The organism is Chryseosolibacter indicum (assembly GCF_018598585.1).
GTDB classification, from domain to species: Bacteria; Bacteroidota; Bacteroidia; order Cytophagales; family Cyclobacteriaceae; genus Chryseosolibacter; species Chryseosolibacter indicus.
In genome coordinates this window covers 22,409-39,253 of sequence record NZ_JAHESD010000056.1, presented here as the reverse complement: position 1 = coordinate 39,253, position 16,845 = coordinate 22,409, and the positions used below count along the sequence as shown (strand labels likewise).

General features: G+C 37.9%; 12 protein-coding genes. 7 read left to right on the top strand and 5 right to left on the bottom strand.

Going from position 1 to position 16,845, the window contains the following annotated elements; translation table 11 throughout:
- Window positions 1-136 precede the first annotated feature (136 nt).
- Complete coding sequence (locus tag KK060_RS19325) at window positions 137-1,378, top strand: BaiN/RdsA family NAD(P)/FAD-dependent oxidoreductase (protein ID WP_254155418.1); 1,242 nt, start codon at window positions 137-139, stop codon at window positions 1,376-1,378.
- A 289-nt stretch (window positions 1,379-1,667) separates the two neighbouring features.
- On the opposite strand, the gene KK060_RS19320 is transcribed toward KK060_RS19325, so the two are convergent.
- The gene (locus tag KK060_RS19320; protein ID WP_254155417.1) at window positions 1,668-4,088 is read right to left on the bottom strand and encodes an ABC transporter permease; all 2,421 of its coding nucleotides are present in this window, start codon (window positions 4,086-4,088) and stop codon (window positions 1,668-1,670) included.
- A 222-nt stretch (window positions 4,089-4,310) separates the two neighbouring features.
- Window positions 4,311-4,664: a hypothetical protein gene (locus KK060_RS19315; protein ID WP_254155416.1), complete on the bottom strand. Its 354-nt coding sequence runs from the start codon at window positions 4,662-4,664 to the stop codon at window positions 4,311-4,313.
- Window positions 4,665-4,806: 142 nt separating this feature from the next.
- Here KK060_RS19315 and KK060_RS19310 point away from each other — a divergent pair, with 142 nt between their 5' ends.
- The 4 genes from KK060_RS19310 to KK060_RS19295 all read left to right on the top strand — a co-directional run bounded on the left by KK060_RS19310 (window position 4,807) and on the right by KK060_RS19295 (window position 9,811).
- The gene (locus KK060_RS19310) at window positions 4,807-5,370 is read left to right on the top strand and encodes an RNA polymerase sigma factor (RefSeq protein ID WP_254155415.1); all 564 of its coding nucleotides are present in this window, start codon (window positions 4,807-4,809) and stop codon (window positions 5,368-5,370) included.
- Window positions 5,367-5,780, top strand: a complete 414-nt coding sequence (locus KK060_RS19305) for a hypothetical protein (RefSeq protein WP_254155414.1) — start codon at window positions 5,367-5,369, stop codon at window positions 5,778-5,780. The genes KK060_RS19310 and KK060_RS19305 overlap by 4 nt, the downstream gene beginning before the upstream one ends.
- Before the next feature lie 126 nt (window positions 5,781-5,906).
- Window positions 5,907-6,737, top strand: a complete 831-nt coding sequence (locus KK060_RS19300) for a substrate-binding periplasmic protein (RefSeq protein WP_254155413.1) — start codon at window positions 5,907-5,909, stop codon at window positions 6,735-6,737.
- Window positions 6,738-6,868: 131 nt separating this feature from the next.
- The gene (locus KK060_RS19295) at window positions 6,869-9,811 is read left to right on the top strand and encodes a DEAD/DEAH box helicase (protein ID WP_254155412.1); all 2,943 of its coding nucleotides are present in this window, start codon (window positions 6,869-6,871) and stop codon (window positions 9,809-9,811) included.
- Between the two features lie 6 nt (window positions 9,812-9,817).
- On the opposite strand, the gene KK060_RS19290 is transcribed toward KK060_RS19295, so the two are convergent.
- Window positions 9,818-10,666: a lysophospholipid acyltransferase family protein gene (locus KK060_RS19290; protein WP_254155420.1), complete on the bottom strand. Its 849-nt coding sequence runs from the start codon at window positions 10,664-10,666 to the stop codon at window positions 9,818-9,820.
- 52 nt (window positions 10,667-10,718) lie between these two features.
- Here KK060_RS19290 and KK060_RS19285 point away from each other — a divergent pair, with 52 nt between their 5' ends.
- Complete coding sequence (locus KK060_RS19285) at window positions 10,719-11,525, top strand: SDR family oxidoreductase (protein WP_254155411.1); 807 nt, start codon at window positions 10,719-10,721, stop codon at window positions 11,523-11,525.
- Between the two features lie 3 nt (window positions 11,526-11,528).
- Here KK060_RS19285 and KK060_RS19280 read toward each other — a convergent pair whose 3' ends face one another.
- A complete protein-coding gene (locus KK060_RS19280; protein WP_254155410.1) occupies window positions 11,529-13,439 on the bottom strand; it encodes a DUF3857 domain-containing transglutaminase family protein in 1,911 nt (636 codons plus the stop codon).
- A gap of 1 nt (window position 13,440) precedes the next feature.
- Window positions 13,441-15,387: a DUF3858 domain-containing protein gene (locus tag KK060_RS19275; protein WP_254155409.1), complete on the bottom strand. Its 1,947-nt coding sequence runs from the start codon at window positions 15,385-15,387 to the stop codon at window positions 13,441-13,443.
- Between the two features lie 80 nt (window positions 15,388-15,467).
- Between KK060_RS19275 and radA the strand changes: the two genes are divergently transcribed.
- Complete coding sequence (radA, locus tag KK060_RS19270; RefSeq protein WP_254155408.1) at window positions 15,468-16,841, top strand: DNA repair protein RadA; 1,374 nt, start codon at window positions 15,468-15,470, stop codon at window positions 16,839-16,841.
- Window positions 16,842-16,845: the final 4 nt, after the last annotated feature.

Sequence of the window (16,845 nt, the reverse complement as noted above, 5' to 3'; positions counted from 1 at the left end):
GCCTAGGGCATATACCCAATAAATGTCTTTAATAGCCATTCGCAAAAATGATAAAAATAGAGATCTTATAGCAGTAAAATTTGATTCCTGGGTTTGCAAACGATCTCTATCTCCATTGTTTTTACATTTGCGGAATATGATCTATGATTTGATAGTTATTGGTGGGGGTGCCGCTGGTTTTTATGGTGCCATCCAGGCAGCAGAGCTTAAAAAAGGCCTAAACGTGCTTATATTTGAGAAATCCACCAAGCTTTTATCGAAGGTGAAAGTTTCCGGAGGTGGCCGTTGTAACGTAACTCACAATTGCCCTGATGCAAATTCCTTATCCAAACACTATCCACGCGGAGAAAAACCCTTACGCAACATTTTCAGGTCATATCACAGCTTACATACCATTAAATGGTTCCATTCTAAAGGAGTTAAACTCAAGGTTGAACAAGATGGAAGAATGTTTCCAGATTCAGATGACTCTCAGACCATCATTAATTGTTTTCTTAAAACGGCACAGGATCTTAAAATAAAAATTGAAGCAGGAAATGGTGTAACATCCATTGAAAAAAATGGCGGTCATTTTACAATTAATACCACTAATGATACAAAATACTCCGCCAGCAATGTACTTATTACAATAGGCGGCAATGCGAGCGAAAACCATTATTCTTTATTGAAATCTATTGGTCATAACGTCATTCCGCCAATAGCTTCGCTGTTTACTTTTAATGATACTGACAAAAGGTTTAAAGACTTAATGGGTGTCTCTGTTCCAAATGCTGAAGTGAAAATTACCTCTACAAAATTTTCCAATTCAGGTCCTCTTCTTATTACACACTGGGGACTAAGTGGCCCCGCAGTGATAAAATTATCTGCATGGGCGGCAGTCTATTTGCACCAGCAAAACTATGATTTTAACTGCATGGTAAATTGGCTTGGTACAATAAAGGAAGAAGAGTTAAGAAGTTACTTATTAGAGCACAAAAGAGATAGAGGCAAACAACATGTCGTTAATAATACGCTATTTAACCTTCCTCTCAGGTTATGGAACAGATTCTGCGAACTGGCTGAAATTGAGCCCAAAAAAATCTGGTCAGAAGTGCCAAATAAAAATATCAACAAATTAATTGAAAATCTGATACGGTGCTCTTTCCGCATTAAAGGCAAAACCACGTTCAAGGAAGAATTCGTTACCTGCGGTGGAATAGATCTTAATGAGATTAATCATGAAACTATGGAAAGCAAAATAGTCAACGGAATCTATTTTGCAGGAGAAGTATTGAATATAGATGGGGAAACTGGTGGTTTCAACTTTCAGGCAGCATGGAGCACCGCATATATGGCCGCTAAAGCTATTGTAGCGCCAACAACTCAATTGCACAACTAACATGGCCGACAATTGCTATCCAATTGCAAATAATGTCTCTTCATAAGAAATGCTTTACTTCTCAAAATCAATAACATAAAAAGAAAGATGTTCTAAAAACAATGTTGATGCTTGTATTAATGCAGGATAACTAGCAATTTGAAGAGCGAATTACAACAGGTAAATGTTATCCCAAAAATCTACCTTAACAATAATTGTAAGAATAAAATCGTAAGAATAATTAGTTTTTTGTTTTTGTTTACAGGTAGAAGTCAAGTGTTTTCGCTTGACTTCTTTTTTTAAAATATATCTACTCATTCCTCAGATTGTCTACAGGATTGGCATACGCAGCGCGCCAGGTTTGTGATGCAATTGTTACGCACCCTAGAATCACTACAATAGAAACACTTGTTGCAATTACAGAAAAGTCAATTTGTGTTCTATATGCTATGTGCTGTAACCATAAATTGTTTATCATCCACGCTACCGGAACCGCTATGGTAATCGCAATAACAAGTAGCAGTATAAAACCTTTGGAGAGAAGAAACACAAGAGCGCTATCACCAGACCCCAATACTTTTCTTATAGAGATTTCCTTTAATCGAGTCTCCGTTGTATACGTTGCCATTCCCAATAAACCAAGGCATGATATGATAATCGCAAGCATCGAGATCACACCTATAATGCTTACAAAATCACTAAAAACAGTTTTATAAAAGAATTGTATTTCCTCTTTAAAAGCGTTGTAGTCAATCTTAAGTGTCGGGTTTACTTTTTGCCATGCAGCCTCTAATGCCTTAGCTGCCTGTTCATAACTTCCATTATATTTTATTTGAATAATATGATATTGCTCCGGATTATAGCGTAAAGCCATCGGGTTGATTTTGCTCATCAAAATCTGGTGGTTGTAATCTTTCACAACACCGATAATGGTAAGTTTGGATGAGTCAGACTCATTAAACAAATATTTACCAACAGCATCATGAGCAGACGAAAAATGAAAAGCTTTTACTGAACTTTCGTTAATTAATATGTAATCCTTATTTGTTTCTTCCGCCAACTCTTTAAAATTTTCCCCTGCAATAAGCGATAAGTTCAGGTTGCTTAAATAATGCTCATCAACCGAATAATAGCTCATGTTGATACTTGCCTCGGAGATTTCTCTTTTAAACATGTCTCCGTAAGTTACCCCCGAAGCAGGGACGTGCGATGCTGCTGCAACATTCTCTATGTTACTATATTGTTTTAACTCGTTTTTAAGTAGTTGATATGATGCATCGTTTAGCCGCGCAACTATTCTATTTTGCATATCAAATCCATGATCCGCCTTTATAAATAGCATTAACTGATTGTAAAGTAAAACAACAGAAATAATGAAAATTAACGAAAGTGAGAATTGAACAACAAGTAATGTCTTCCTTAATCCTAATCGTGAAAACAACTTGAGTCGGCCTACGGCATTTTTTAAAACTTTAACAGGTTGAAACTTAGAGAGTATTGCCGCAGGAAAAAATCCGGCAAGAATACCAACCACAACACTAAAGATTAAGAAGAGCATATAAACATAAAAATTACCCTCCAAATCCCACCGAAGTACTTGTGCAAATTTCAGATTAATCAGAAAAGGTTTTACAAGAACAAGAAGAACCAATGAAGCAAGTAGGGCTATAAGCGAAAGAGCAATTGCTTCCGCGATAAACTGACCGAAAATCTGAAAACGACTAGCTCCATTTACTTTCCTCACGCCAATCTCTCTCGCTCGTGTTAATGACCGCGCAATAGAAAGGTTGGTGTAATTGAAACACGATGTAAGCATAACAATAAGTGCAAGCCCTCCAAAAAAGTAGACAAAGATCAGGGGCATAAAAGGACCTATTGGATTATTGATAAACGGTCCTGGTGTTACATCACATATATTCTGCAGGTAGTGTTGAAGAACTTGTTTTTCAGAGGCGCTTCCGTCATCAGTCCGATACTTTTTTGTTATCTCATTCAAATGACCCTCAATTTCATTTATAGAAGTTTTGTTATTCAATAATAGATAGACCCATCCTGCTGTGTAATTATCCCAGTTATCATCTTTACCTATTGTATTGTTTGCTTCAAGACTTTCTACGGTAGCATATGAAGCCAATGCTTCAAAAACAATATGTGATTTGAACAGCTTCTCTTTTATAACTCCAGTAACTTTATATTCACCCAACTTACCCACCTTAATTACTTCGCCTACTGGATTTTCTTGTTTAAATAGTTTCCTCGCAGCTTTCTTTGTTAACACAACCGAGTATGGTTCCATAAGGGCAGTAGTTGCATCTCCATATTCAAGTTCGTATTCAAAAACATCCAATATTTTAGGATCAGCAAAAAACCCTGCTAAAGGTATGTTTACGTTTTGCTCAAACTCTATCCAGGGGTTGCCAAAACCCCTTCTAATGCGCACCGCATCTTCTATACCGGCGTACTTATCAGCGAGTGTTTTTGCTAGTGGCAGAGGTGATGTCGCATAATCATTTCCTGAAGGTGAACCATCCGGATTAAGATTCCGGGTAATAACACGATATATCCGATCTCGCTTGGTATTGTACCTATCATAAGTTAGCTGATCGGCCACAAGCATAATGATACCAAGACATATAGACATGCTGATAGCAAGACCAAAAATGTTGATTACAGAGAAAAACCGGTTTCTCTTTAGGCTGCGAAAAGCAACCAGGATGTAATTTTTTATCATAATCAAAGAGTTAAACTTTTTTGAAGAAAAACACACCTGTGTTTTCTAATCCGCAAGTAAGACCTATCTGTTGCACCCTACGTCCATCTTACGCTATGCGCTGCCACTTTTACTGCTGACAGCTGTAGAACATTTAAGTCAATACTCTTCTTCCCCGGCCCAAAAGCCCAGGTTGCGAGAACATTTCTTGTTTTGAAGGAATATTTAAGAGGCCGATTTAAGCTATTTTAATTCTTTCCGTACCAGGAAATAGTAGATCAGAAAGCCCAAAGAAACGGAAACAGTAAATACCCCGTAAGGCAAGGGAGAATCAGGACGAACTTCAATGAGATCAATAATTATCAGAGAAATGCCTCCGGTAAAAAATAACAAACCCCACTTCAGCGAAGCATATCTGTTCGGGCTGCTACTGGCGTAGGTTTTAAAAATCGATTGGGCCTCTTCGCCTACATATCCCTTATCAATCATTTTTTTTCTTAACATGTAATCGGTAATCACTTTAGTAAAAAAGTATACGGTAGTTCCAAAAGTCCCGATAATAGAGAACGGCATAAGAACCTCAAAAAAAGTAGTCATGGTATTGTTGTTTTTGTTTGTTTCGTGAGACACTCATCTGTGGTCTACTGTTGCAGGTGATATCATCTTTTTTTTAAAACACCTTTAAAATTATTTCTATCTTATTGCAACATTAGTCCGACATCTCCTGTCTTACCACCTGATGAATAATGAGCGAGACCTTATTTCACAAGTTTTAGCTGGAGATCTGCATGCTTTCCGCACATTGATTGATCAGCATAAAAAGCTTGTTATGCATATGATAGGGCGGCTTGTTAAAAGTGAAGAGGATAAAGAAGAGCTATGTCAGGACGTGTTTATTAGAGTATATAATAAGTTGGAAAGTTTTTCATTCAACTCAAAATTATCAACGTGGATCGCTACCATTGCATACAGATATGCTATTAATCACATAAGGAAGAATAAGATTGCTTACACCGATATCTCTGACAACATCGATTCAAATAGCAACTTTATAAGTGATCAAAACACGGAAGCTAGCTTTGAGGAGCAAGACCTGGATAATTATGTATTAAAGCTTGTTGACCAGCTTCCGGCACAGTATAAAATTATATTAACTTTATATCATCTTGAAGGAATGACTTATCCTGAGATTTGTCAAATTACAGATATGCCAGAAGGCACTGTTAAAAATTATCTTTTTAGGGCAAGAACGATGTTAAAAGAGAAAGTGAAGAAGCATTTAGGAAAGGAGGAATTGTTATGAATCCGAATGAAAAAGAATTACAAACAAGAGTAGAAGCGGGAGAAAGATCTGCTGACATGGACGTAAATGAAAGGGCATATCAGATCGTTTTTAATGCCCTCCAAAAAGAACCTGACTTTACCCTTCCTGCCAATTTTTCTGAGCGCCTAGTCGCTAGGATCAAAAAAGAACAAGAAACAAAAGAATCGTCAAAAGATTGGATCTTGCTCGCCATTGGCATTGTCTCCCTAAGCGCTGCATTAATTATTGCCATTGCCTTCACTGGTTTCAAAGTCTCCTTAGGCTTCCTAAGCACTATGGCAGACTATGCGGGCCTTTTTATCTGCGGCGTAATTCTATTAGCCTTTTATAATTGGATTGATAAAAAAGTTATACTTCCAAAGCTCAACAATAAACAACCAAACCTTTGATATAAACGCTCTTACGCGGTAAGAACAACAATAGTTTATTTACAAATTTTCCTAAAACAGTACATCAGCGTAGTTTTGGGAATGGTTTAACCATTCAAATTGCCGGTTAATCATTATTTTTCGATAATGAAAACCATCACTATCCTTTTAACATTCATCTCCCTAACTGTAAAAGCACAGCACTACAAAGGAGATAGTTGGGCCAGCGTAAAAGCAACCGGTTCAGGAACCCTTTCTGTAATATATTATGAACAACCTGGTTTAATTTATAAAGCTAGCGATGGTAAAATGAAGGGTGTTTGTGCTGACATCGTAGCTGACTTTCAAAAGTTCATCACCTCTAAATACGGCAAACAACTAAAGATTGAGTATGTCTTAGGAGAGACAGACTTTCCTAAGTTTTTACGTACTGTACAGAACACCGATAATCTTCTTGGTGTAACAAACACAAGCATTACAGACGAAAGAAAGAAGGTCATGAAATTTACGCCTCACTACATGAGTAACCAAATTGTTCTTTTAACCAATAAGAACGCCCCTTCAATCAAAAGTCTGAAAGAAATATCAACGACGTACAAAGGCTATACAGCACAGGTTATCACAGGAAGCACGCATGTTGCCTATATTGAAAGAATTAAGAAAGAATATTATCCCGAAATGAAGATAGAATACAATCCTTCCGGAGATGACATCATTAATAATCTTTCTAAAAACCCCAAACTTCTATCCGTTATCGACTTTACAGAATACATCGGAGTTATCAGGCGCAAAATCCCTGTTAAAAAGCAGGAGGTAGATTTAGGCGAGGCAGAACTACTGGCATTTACCATGTCTAAACAGACCGATTGGGACCTCGTATGGAAAGAATTCCTTACCAACGACTATCGCAATAGTGTCAGGTATAAAGAGATCATAGCAAATAATTTAGGCTCATCTTTTCTTAGTTTAGTACGCTAATTAGTTGAAAAACAAGTAGCTTAATAAAGCAGCTGTAAGATTGGAGTACTAAAACCTGTTATAAAATAACGTTTTTAATTGTTTTAATTCCTAATTTGGAGATTCTGTTTCCTTAAAAAGGCCAGATTTAGATGAAAGTCTCCGCCTCTCAACCATTTCAAATCGTGTACTCGTTATATCAACACGAGTATTTGGGGTTCATTTTTGAGTCCTACATAGTTCATTTAGATGAAAAAGGTAAGCTCACGTACCAACATCAGAATATATCTTCCAAAAATGCACGGGAATTTGCCAAGGGATTAGACGAACGCGATTTTGAGCTTATCGAGATTCTTGACTCCATGCAGCAGGATGCTATCGTCAAAAAGTTTTCACCTAAATTAATCAAACCGGAAGAGTTTTTAACCAAAACGTACGACAAGGCTAAGGGCAACGAACTCATCCAGGATCAGATAGAAGACTACATGGAGAAGCGTCGGGCAAAAGTGCTCGAAAAGCTCAAAGGCAAGCAGTTGTTTGAAATGGGTAATGATGGAGAACCTACCTGGCGGAAAATTGAAGTTCTGGAAAAGAAAGCAAGTATTCATTTCCATTTCATGCGAAATGACGACCATACCAATTATTACCCTACTATATATTATCAGGACAAAAAACTCGATCTCCCTGATGCTTCAGCATACCTGATATGTAAATCACCGGCATGGATGGTCCATAATGGCAAACTTTATGGTTTCGAAAAGTTTGTTGATGGAAAAAAACTGATACCCTTCTTAACTAAGAAGTTTGTAGTAATACCAAAGAATGTAGAGGAAACGTACTACAACAGGTTCGTAGCTCCGCTAATTGCTTCGTTTGATGATGTGGAGGCAAATGGTTTTGAAATTAACAAGAGTAATTACGAACCCCATCCTGTTGTAACATTGTCAGAGCTTCACACGGCACAAACTACTGCCGCACCATCTTTGTTCGACAACAGTGCTCCAGCCGAAGATACAAGTGATGAGACAGGCAAAATTGTATTTGACCTTTCCTTTAAATACGGCAAACATCGCTTTCGCGGAGATAACATTGGCCCGGTAAGTGTTACAGTAGAAAAGCAGGGCGAGCACTACATCTTTCACCGCATAGCCAGAAAAACAGAAGTAGAGAAACACTACCTCAATACACTTCAAAAACTTGGGCTGCCAATGAAAGGATTTCGGGTAGCTATACCAAAAGCTGAAGCATTCTCCTGGCTTAATGAAAACCGTGTTAACCTCTTAAACTTTGGTTTTGAAGTTAGCCAGCCTGAAAGTCGTGATAAAAAATATTTCGTCGGAAAGGCTGTTATTGAAGTTGAAGTAAAAGAGAATATCGACTGGTTTGATATCCATGCGAAAATCCGATTCGGAGAATTCGAAATACCTTTCAAAGACTTGCGAAGATTAATACTAAGAAAAAAGGTGGAGTTCAGACTTCCTAACGGCGAGATCGCTATTATTCCTGAAGTGTGGCTTACCAAATATGCCGACTTATTCGCACTAAGCGAAACAGACGGAAACGATGAGACTCCCGTATTAAGAAAGCATCACCTTAACCTGGTGAAAGAACTTGAAGAAGGAAACCTCGCAAAGGTACACCTCAGCGAAAAGTTGAGAAACCTTAATTCATTCTCTGGAATAAAAGACTATCCACTACCTGTTGGATTTAAAGGTGAACTTAGGCCTTACCAACGCGCTGGCTATAACTGGCTTCGCTTTCTTAATGAATATAAATTGGGTGGATGTCTTGCCGACGATATGGGTTTAGGAAAGACCGTACAAACCCTCACCATGCTTCTCGCTGAAAAAGAAGCCGGAGCAGGAACATCATTGCTAATTATGCCAACATCCTTAATTTATAATTGGGAAATGGAGGCAAGTAAGTTCACACCTGAACTGCGCATACTAAATTATACAGGCACCCTGCGTAATAAAGACATAACACGTTTTGAAAAGTATGATTTAATACTTACATCCTATGGCATTACACGCCTTGATATAGAACTACTTCAGAAATTTTATTTTAACTACATAATCCTTGATGAATCACAGGTAATTAAAAACCCTGTTTCAAACATTGCCAAGGCAGTGCGTGAGTTAAAGTCACGACAAAAACTCGTACTCACCGGTACACCTATTGAAAACACTACGCTCGACTTGTGGTCGCAGATGTCATTCATCAATCCTGGCATATTAGGGTCGCAGACCTACTTCAGAAATGAATTTCAAAACCCTATTGAAAAGAAAGCGGATGAAACGCGTTCCAAGAAGTTAGGAATGATTATCAAACCTTTTATACTTAGACGGCATAAATCGCAAGTAGCTACCGAACTTCCTGAAAAGGTTGAGAACATTCAATACTCGGTAATGACCCCTGAGCAGGAGAAGAGATATGAAGAGGTGAAAACCCATTACCGTGAAAAGATTTTCAAACTCATTGAAGAAGAAGGAATTGGTAATTCACGGTTCATGATCCTTGAAGGCTTGACAAAGCTACGTCAGCTTGCTAATCATCCGAAAATGATTGATCAGGAGTATGAAGGAGACTCCGGTAAACTGGAAGATGTAACACACATGTTGCAGAATGCCATGGGAGACGGACATAAAATTCTTGTCTTTAGCCAATTTGTAAAGCACCTTGATCTTGTTAAGAACTACCTGAGGGAAAATAATATTGATTATGCATACCTGGATGGTTCTAGCATGGACCGCAAAGAACAGGTTGAACGCTTCACAAAGGATTCAAACATTAAAATATTCCTGATCTCCATTAAAGCAGGAGGGCTTGGATTAAACCTCACAGAGGCAGATTATGTATTTATTCTTGATCCGTGGTGGAACCCAGCAGTTGAAGCGCAGGCAGTAGATCGGGCCCATAGAATAGGTCAAAAGAAAAAGGTATTTACTTATAAGTTTATAACACGTAATAGCGTAGAGGAAAAGATATTAATGCTGCAACAGAAGAAACTTAAACTCACACACGAACTTATAACTACAGAAGAGAGCTTTATGAAGCAGTTAAGCCGTGAAGATATCGCGCAGATGTTAGCGTAATTTCAATTACTTTAAATGTCTCTTCTTCCAACGGTTATGTGACCAAAGCCAGCCTGAAGGATACTGATTAATAACCTGCTCAACCAGTTTAATATAATTATCTATTACAACAGTCTCTGTTTTCTCGTAAGGTGGCAATGCAACAATATTTGGGTCAGCCTCATAATACCCTCTTTTAACTTTTCTTATCGTATAATAAACCGCTGGATATTGCGATAGAACCGCCATGTTGTTTAGCCCAAGAAAAAAAACCGTATCCTGATTGAGAAACTTAACCGGATACTTCTTGTCTTTCTTATAGCCTGGATACTGATCCGCTACTATCGCAACCCCTCTTAAAATGTTCCTTCGTTTTACAAGCTCTCTTGCAACCTCATCCCGCTGTATGGCATGTGCACCAAAACGTGTTCTTGACAGCACTGAAAATCTTTCAAAAAGTTTATTATGGATCGGTTGATATACAAAATCGATAGCCATCGGAAAGCTTATACTTGCTGATACCAGCAACCATTCCCAATTAAACTGGTGTGATGCAAGGAAAAGAATAGATTGGTTTTTTGAAGAAAATTGGTGCACGAACTCAGGTTCATTAAATTTCATACGTCTCGTCAACTCCTCCTTACTTATAGTCAGCAGCTTCAGCATTTCTACTGCGTAGTCACACAAATTCCTGTAAAATTCTTTTTCAATAACACTCAACTCATTCTTGGTTTTTCCAGGAAAAGAATTCCGAAGATTTTTCTTTACTAACCTTCTCCTGTACCTGACTATATAGTATGAAACAAAAAATAGAAAATCAGACAAAAGATAAAGAATACCGAACGGCAAGTATGATAGTAGTCTGATAATTAGCATTCCAAATTTCTCAATAGCAGGCAAGTTAAACAAGTATTGCTATTTTTGAATTATGAAAGACAAAGTTGTAATCATCACCGGAGGCACATCTGGTATAGGAAAAGCAATGGCCTATGAATTTGGTGCTAAAGGTTCAAAAGTGCTCATTACAGGGCGAAATGTCGTTGAGCTGGAAAAGACTGTATCTGAGTTAAAAGCACAGAATATTACAGCCCATGGTTTTAAAGCCGATGTTAGTATAGAAGAAGACAACCGGTTAATGGCAGAAGAAGCTATAAAGGTTTTCGGTAGAATTGACGTGCTAATTAATAACGCAGGTATTTCAATGCGCGCCTTGTTTGATGATGTAGATTTAAAAGTCGTTAAGCAGGTGATGGATATTAATTTTTACGGCGTCCTTTACGCCACAAAATACTGTATTCATGAAATAAAAAGGAATAAAGGATCAGTGGTAGGCATCTCTTCAATTGCTGGTTTTCGTGGCCTACCTGGCCGCACAGGATATTCAGCTTCTAAATTTGCCTTAAACGGTTTTCTTGAAGTACTAAGAACCGAACATCTAAAAACTGGCGTTCACGTACTAACAGCATGTCCTGGATTTACAGCATCAAACATTAGAAAGCGGTCACTCACAAAGGATGGATCAGCCCAAGGCGAATCTCCAAGAAACGAGGACGAAATGATGAGCGCCGAAGAATGTGCAAGGCATATTTATAATGCAACCGTTAAACGTAAACGCACACTAATTTTAACTACACAAGGCAAGCTTGCGGTTTTCTTTAATAAATGGCTTCCAAAATTTGCTGATAAAATGGTGTATAACGTAATGGCAAAAGAAGCAAATGCTCCGATAAAATGACGGTTATGTCTTATTGACAAACACAATTTTAGCACTATCGGCTTTGCTTATGTTCTTATAGAATTCTGTTAATTCATTATACAGCTCAGGTTTAAATACACCTTTTTGCATTTTTATTCTCCTTACGTAAACCAATTTACCAGGCTCTAAGATGTAGTTGCTATAATATTCACCATAAACAGTTTTTATCTCAACTGATGTTGGTAAAGCTTCCGGATAAATATTGTCAGGTAAATGAAATGCGATTGTATCAATGTCTGTGTACGTGCTTTTGAAAACTACATCCGCTTTTCTTTCTGTAGCTCTTTCAGGAATGTAAGTATTCCTGTTCATTAAATTCGGCATAAGAAAAATTCTCTTTCCGCTTACTGTAGCATACTTCTTTAAAGAGAGTTCAAGGTTTACTGTTGCTGATGGAAGTTTGTTCTTCTGATTTTCAAAAGAGAAGGCAGTGACGTCAAAAACAGGAATTCTCGTATTGTTTTGAATCCATTTCTTTTGCTTCTCAGAAGAATCATCCAGAACTACGTCCAGGTTATCATTTTCATACTGTAGCCCTGTGTAAATTGTCTTTACTTTAGCTTTGGCATCCCCTGAAGGTTCAATAAAAACATCTGCAATTCTGCTTTGAAGATTTTGTTTAGCATCATACTGAGTAGTGTTTACCATTTTAGCTCCGTCTTCCGTAATTAAAAGAGCTTTACGATTTCCCGTAAAAGAACCCTGATATCCAAACGGATTTGTTTGACTGGTACATTCCAACCAGATAGTATCTTTCTCATTCGGAACAGCAACAATAGCGTGGTTAAACTGTGCACTTGGGAAATCAACATCAATTTCAGGTTCACCTTCTCCAGCTCTAATTAACACGTAATTGGATTTTATTCCTATGCATTCCAGCATAGAGATCATGTAATTAGAAAGCGCTTTGCAATCGCCATATCCGGTCTGATCTACAGTAAGCGCGTCGAATGGTTGATAACCACCTATTCCGAGTTGAACGCTTACATACCGCGTCTTATTTTGAAGGTATTCATACACCGCCTTAACCTTGTCTTCTTTGCTAACATATCCCGCTGTTATTTCCTTAACCTTTTCAATTGTCTTCGGCGGTAATATATTCCTTCCTTTATTCAAAGAGTTAATCCACTGTCCAAACCCATTCCAGCTAGACATGTCACCAGCATACTTATCGAACATAAAAAATGACGGCGCTACTTTTATTTGAGGAATCACCTTTGTCGTAGAAGAATACGTTTCAAATTTAATAGGCGTAAGGTTCTCAAACACCCAGGTTAAAGATTCATACCCTTCTGCTGTTTTTCCCTTGCTCGGCTCTTTATTGATATTTAAAGTCTTATATCTCGGAGCTATAGATGGAGGATAAATTAACTCATAAGAAGCATATTGTACAGAGGCCCGTTCCCCAGGAATAAAATATGAACCATCTATATAGAACAAAGAATTATATTCCTTCTCATATTCAAACTCCAACGTGTATGGATACATGCCATGTGAAAGATCAATTGCTTTAAGACGGTTGTCACTGTAAAGGCTAAATCCATCAAAAGCACTCTGATCGTAAATTTCACTGTTCTTTATTTTTCTTATAAGCTTACCGCTCGCATCGTAAATGCTCGCCTTTAGTTGTGTGATTTTAGTGAGCTTATCATAACCTAAAACCTTTGACGCAAAACCCTTGCCTCCTCCGTTCAAAATGGTTACAACATAGTATGCGGATAGCCTCCCCTTACTGGCTGAGATAACCTCGTAAACCATTTTATCCTCGCGGATAACCACATCCACATCCTTCTTTAGGCTTTCTGGTATTTCACTCACCGGAAATTTCAACGCTGCGCTCATCGCCTTTGAAAAGGAAATTATAAGCAAGCTAATAAGTAGTATTCTCTTCATATTATGGTTTCTTTCTCAACACAATCTGTTCGTTCTGCTTTGCAACAACCTGATCATAAAACTCCCTGAGAAAAGGGTATTCATCCTGGGTAAAGAGACTTTTATTAATTTGAAAGTTACTGGTAATATGAACCATGTTGCCCATTTGAGTTACGTTATATAAATAACGAGCAGCATTATTTGGCAGCGTAATCACTTTGCTTTGAGGAATCTCATCAATAGTAAAACTTTCAGGCAATATCAACTTACACATATAAACCTTTTCGATCACGCTTGAGTAGTTTACAGGATACATTCGCTCATCAAGTTTAAATGGATTCGATTCCAGTTGCGTCGTTATAAAAGGATTAACATAGATAATGTCCCCTGAAACTGAGGCATGATCATTTAAAACGAGCTCATGTACTTCCCTTAAAGAATTTTCAACTTCATCTACATTTTGAAAATCACTCTTTTCTATCTGCCAAAGTTTGGTACCTAGAAAATTCTTTACATAACCATTATGACCCTTTGAAGTATAATCTCTCCGGGCCTTGTTCGCATCATAGCCATCGCGGTTAAAGGTAAGCTTGCCTTTCATTTCTCCATTTCCTGCTAAATTAAATTCCGCACTTGCAACTGTCTTAGCCTTTGCTTTAGTTTCTAAATTAATCCATCCATGACGTGTTTTAGATATAATTAGTCCCTGCCCATTTAAGCAACGCTCAGGCAACACGCTAATAGGAATAAACTTGTCGGTCGCATCAAGAAAAATAGTTTTGTTTTCTGGCAGTCGTACAAGGCAAACAACATAATTAAACTGCTTCGACATTGGGTATTGCATTCGTACAAAACCGTGGTCACGCGTACTTAGTATTACAGGCTCTACCTCAAACCCTGCTTTGCTGACCATCGAAGCAAGCAATAAATTTAAATCTCCCGAACTACCCTTCTTCTTCTCAATTACTGTTTTTAGATTATCAGCGAAGAAATCATTGTGTCCGTCCCACTCCAGGTTTCTTTTCACATAATTATGTAACGCTGTTATCTTCTTAACAGGGTCATCTATTCCTGCAGTAACCTCCTCAACTGTTTTCTTAAGAAAACCCGACCCTCTGATCACTCCGCCAAAGTCCTCGTCATCTAAAAGTATCTGGTTAAGCTTTGCCCATGAGCCCATTATTTCACGTACAGGTTCACCTGGGAAATTAATATGTGACAGCGCAAAGTTTATCCTTGATATAAAGTCCTCTTCACTTGTCATAAAAGGCTCTTCTTTAAATGCGTGTACATCCTTAATGATCCAGTGATGGGCGTTTGACTGATAATCAGACATGGGCTTATTCTTAACCTCGTATGTCGTAGGACTTACATAACCCTGCATGTATTTTTCAAACACAAAAAACTCCGGCAAAATGGCCCAGTACTCACTATGCCTTGTGGGGATTGTTCTTTGAAATTGCCAATTTGGGAAATTCCAAAGTAGATCCGAGTTAATTGTATAAGAATATTCTATTACCGACCCCTCTTTTACATTTGGTAAGGTGAATTTATGTAGGAATATGTTTCTGTTAAATTTGTCTTTAAATATTCCATCCTTAGACATCTTAGCCTCTACAATCTTTCCATTTTCGAGATTAAATGTTGATGCTTTAAGATTGGTAACTTTTTCTTCTGAAGAACCAAAATGGTAAAGAGGCACTTCAACATTAGCCCAATCAAGCCCCTCCTTCTTTAGAATTTTAATTCGCGTATGTCTTTCAAAAAGTAATGAAGACGTAGTAGTATTTATTCTGATGTAAGCCTCCCCGTAGTCAGAAAGAACCACTGCAGACGCAGAAGTGTCTTTACTATAAACTTTCATATTAAGATCATCCATTGGAATATCACCGAATTTTAAAGGTGATTTTTGAGGGAACACATTTAGAGAAATGCTTAGAAGCACTATAGCAGTAAATATTGCCTTCATGAGGGGTTTTTAGATTAGTATGTGTGCATAAAATTAATATTTTTTAAACAACTTTAATCGCGAATAGTAAGATTTAGATAATGGCAAAATCAAAAACAGTGTTCTATTGTCAGAATTGCGGATATGAATCTGCAAAATGGTTAGGTAAGTGCCCGTCGTGTAATTCATGGAATACATTTGCAGAAGAAGTAGTCACCAAAGAAGAAAACAATAAAAACGATTGGCGTCAAACCTCCTCAAAGAGCAAACAAAATCAACCGCGCACATTAAACGAAATTGATGCAGGAGAAGAAGTCAGACAAAGTTCAGCAGACGAAGAATTAAACCGCGTACTTGGAGGGGGTATTGTCAGTGGCTCATTGGTATTGGTTGGTGGTGAGCCAGGCATCGGAAAATCAACACTGTTATTACAGGTAGGCCTTAAGTTGAAGCAGAGTAAAGTACTCTATGTTTCAGGTGAAGAAAGTGAACAACAGATAAGGATGCGTGCAGATCGGTTACAGGATTCTTCAAAGAATTTTTATGTACTCACCGAGACTAACACCAAAAACATTTTTTCTGCAATCGAAGCGTTGTCTCCCGATATCGTTATTATAGATTCTATTCAAACACTGCATTCATCTCAACTTGAATCTGCTGCAGGAAGTATCGGACAAGTGCGTCAATGCGCAGCTGAGATGATGAAGTTTGCAAAAGAAACACATACACCTGTATTTCTTATAGGTCACATTACAAAAGACGGTATGCTGGCCGGCCCTAAAGTTCTTGAGCATATGGTCGACACCGTACTTCAATTTGAAGGAGATCGCCACTTGGCTTACCGGATTTTGCGAACAACTAAAAATCGCTTTGGCTCTACGTCAGAAATTGGTATTTATGAAATGCTTGGAAATGGACTCCGTCAGGTTTCAAATCCGTCTGAGATTTTGATATCACAAAAAGATGCTAATCTGAGCGGCGTAACAATAGGCGCCACGTTAGAAGGAAACCGTCCCTTACTTATCGAAATTCAATCATTGGTAAGCCCGGCAAGCTATGGTACACCTCAAAGAACACCAACGGGTTTTGATCATAAGCGATTAAATATGCTGCTGGCTGTATTAGAGAAAAGATGTGGTTTCAGAATGGGCACCCAGGATGTCTTTCTTAATATGGCTGGCGGTATTTCCGTTGAAGATCCCGCTATTGATCTGGCCATTTGCATTTCCATTATATCTTCAATGGAAGAGATTCCTGTATCTGACAAAGTTTGTTTTGCTGCGGAAGTAGGTCTGGGCGGCGAGCTAAGAGCAGTAAATCGTGTCGAACAACGAATTAGTGAAGCAGAAAAATTAGGATTTACTGAAATCTATATTTCTAAGTTTAATCAAAAGTCAATCGATATTAAAAAAAGTAAAATCCAGGTTAAGCTTTTTGGTAAACTGCAGGAAGTATTTCAGGATATTTTTGGCTAATTGT

What these genes read in the sequence shown, in the direction of transcription:
- KK060_RS19280 (WP_254155410.1), bottom strand. Translation starts at nt 13,439, where the DNA reads ATGAAGAGAATACTACTTATTAGCTTGCTTATAATTTCCTTTTCAAAG.
- KK060_RS19320 (WP_254155417.1), bottom strand. Translation starts at nt 4,088, where the DNA reads ATGATAAAAAATTACATCCTGGTTGCTTTTCGCAGCCTAAAGAGAAAC.
- KK060_RS19315 (WP_254155416.1), bottom strand. Translation starts at nt 4,664, where the DNA reads ATGACTACTTTTTTTGAGGTTCTTATGCCGTTCTCTATTATCGGGACT.
- KK060_RS19300 (WP_254155413.1), top strand. Translation starts at nt 5,907, where the DNA reads ATGAAAACCATCACTATCCTTTTAACATTCATCTCCCTAACTGTAAAA.
- KK060_RS19285 (WP_254155411.1), top strand. Translation starts at nt 10,719, where the DNA reads ATGAAAGACAAAGTTGTAATCATCACCGGAGGCACATCTGGTATAGGA.
- radA (WP_254155408.1), top strand. Translation starts at nt 15,468, where the DNA reads ATGGCAAAATCAAAAACAGTGTTCTATTGTCAGAATTGCGGATATGAA.
- KK060_RS19275 (WP_254155409.1), bottom strand. Translation starts at nt 15,387, where the DNA reads ATGAAGGCAATATTTACTGCTATAGTGCTTCTAAGCATTTCTCTAAAT.
- KK060_RS19325 (WP_254155418.1), top strand. Translation starts at nt 137, where the DNA reads ATGATCTATGATTTGATAGTTATTGGTGGGGGTGCCGCTGGTTTTTAT.
- KK060_RS19290 (WP_254155420.1), bottom strand. Translation starts at nt 10,666, where the DNA reads ATGCTAATTATCAGACTACTATCATACTTGCCGTTCGGTATTCTTTAT.
- KK060_RS19295 (WP_254155412.1), top strand. Translation starts at nt 6,869, where the DNA reads ATGAAAGTCTCCGCCTCTCAACCATTTCAAATCGTGTACTCGTTATAT.
- KK060_RS19310 (WP_254155415.1), top strand. Translation starts at nt 4,807, where the DNA reads ATGAATAATGAGCGAGACCTTATTTCACAAGTTTTAGCTGGAGATCTG.
- KK060_RS19305 (WP_254155414.1), top strand. Translation starts at nt 5,367, where the DNA reads ATGAATCCGAATGAAAAAGAATTACAAACAAGAGTAGAAGCGGGAGAA.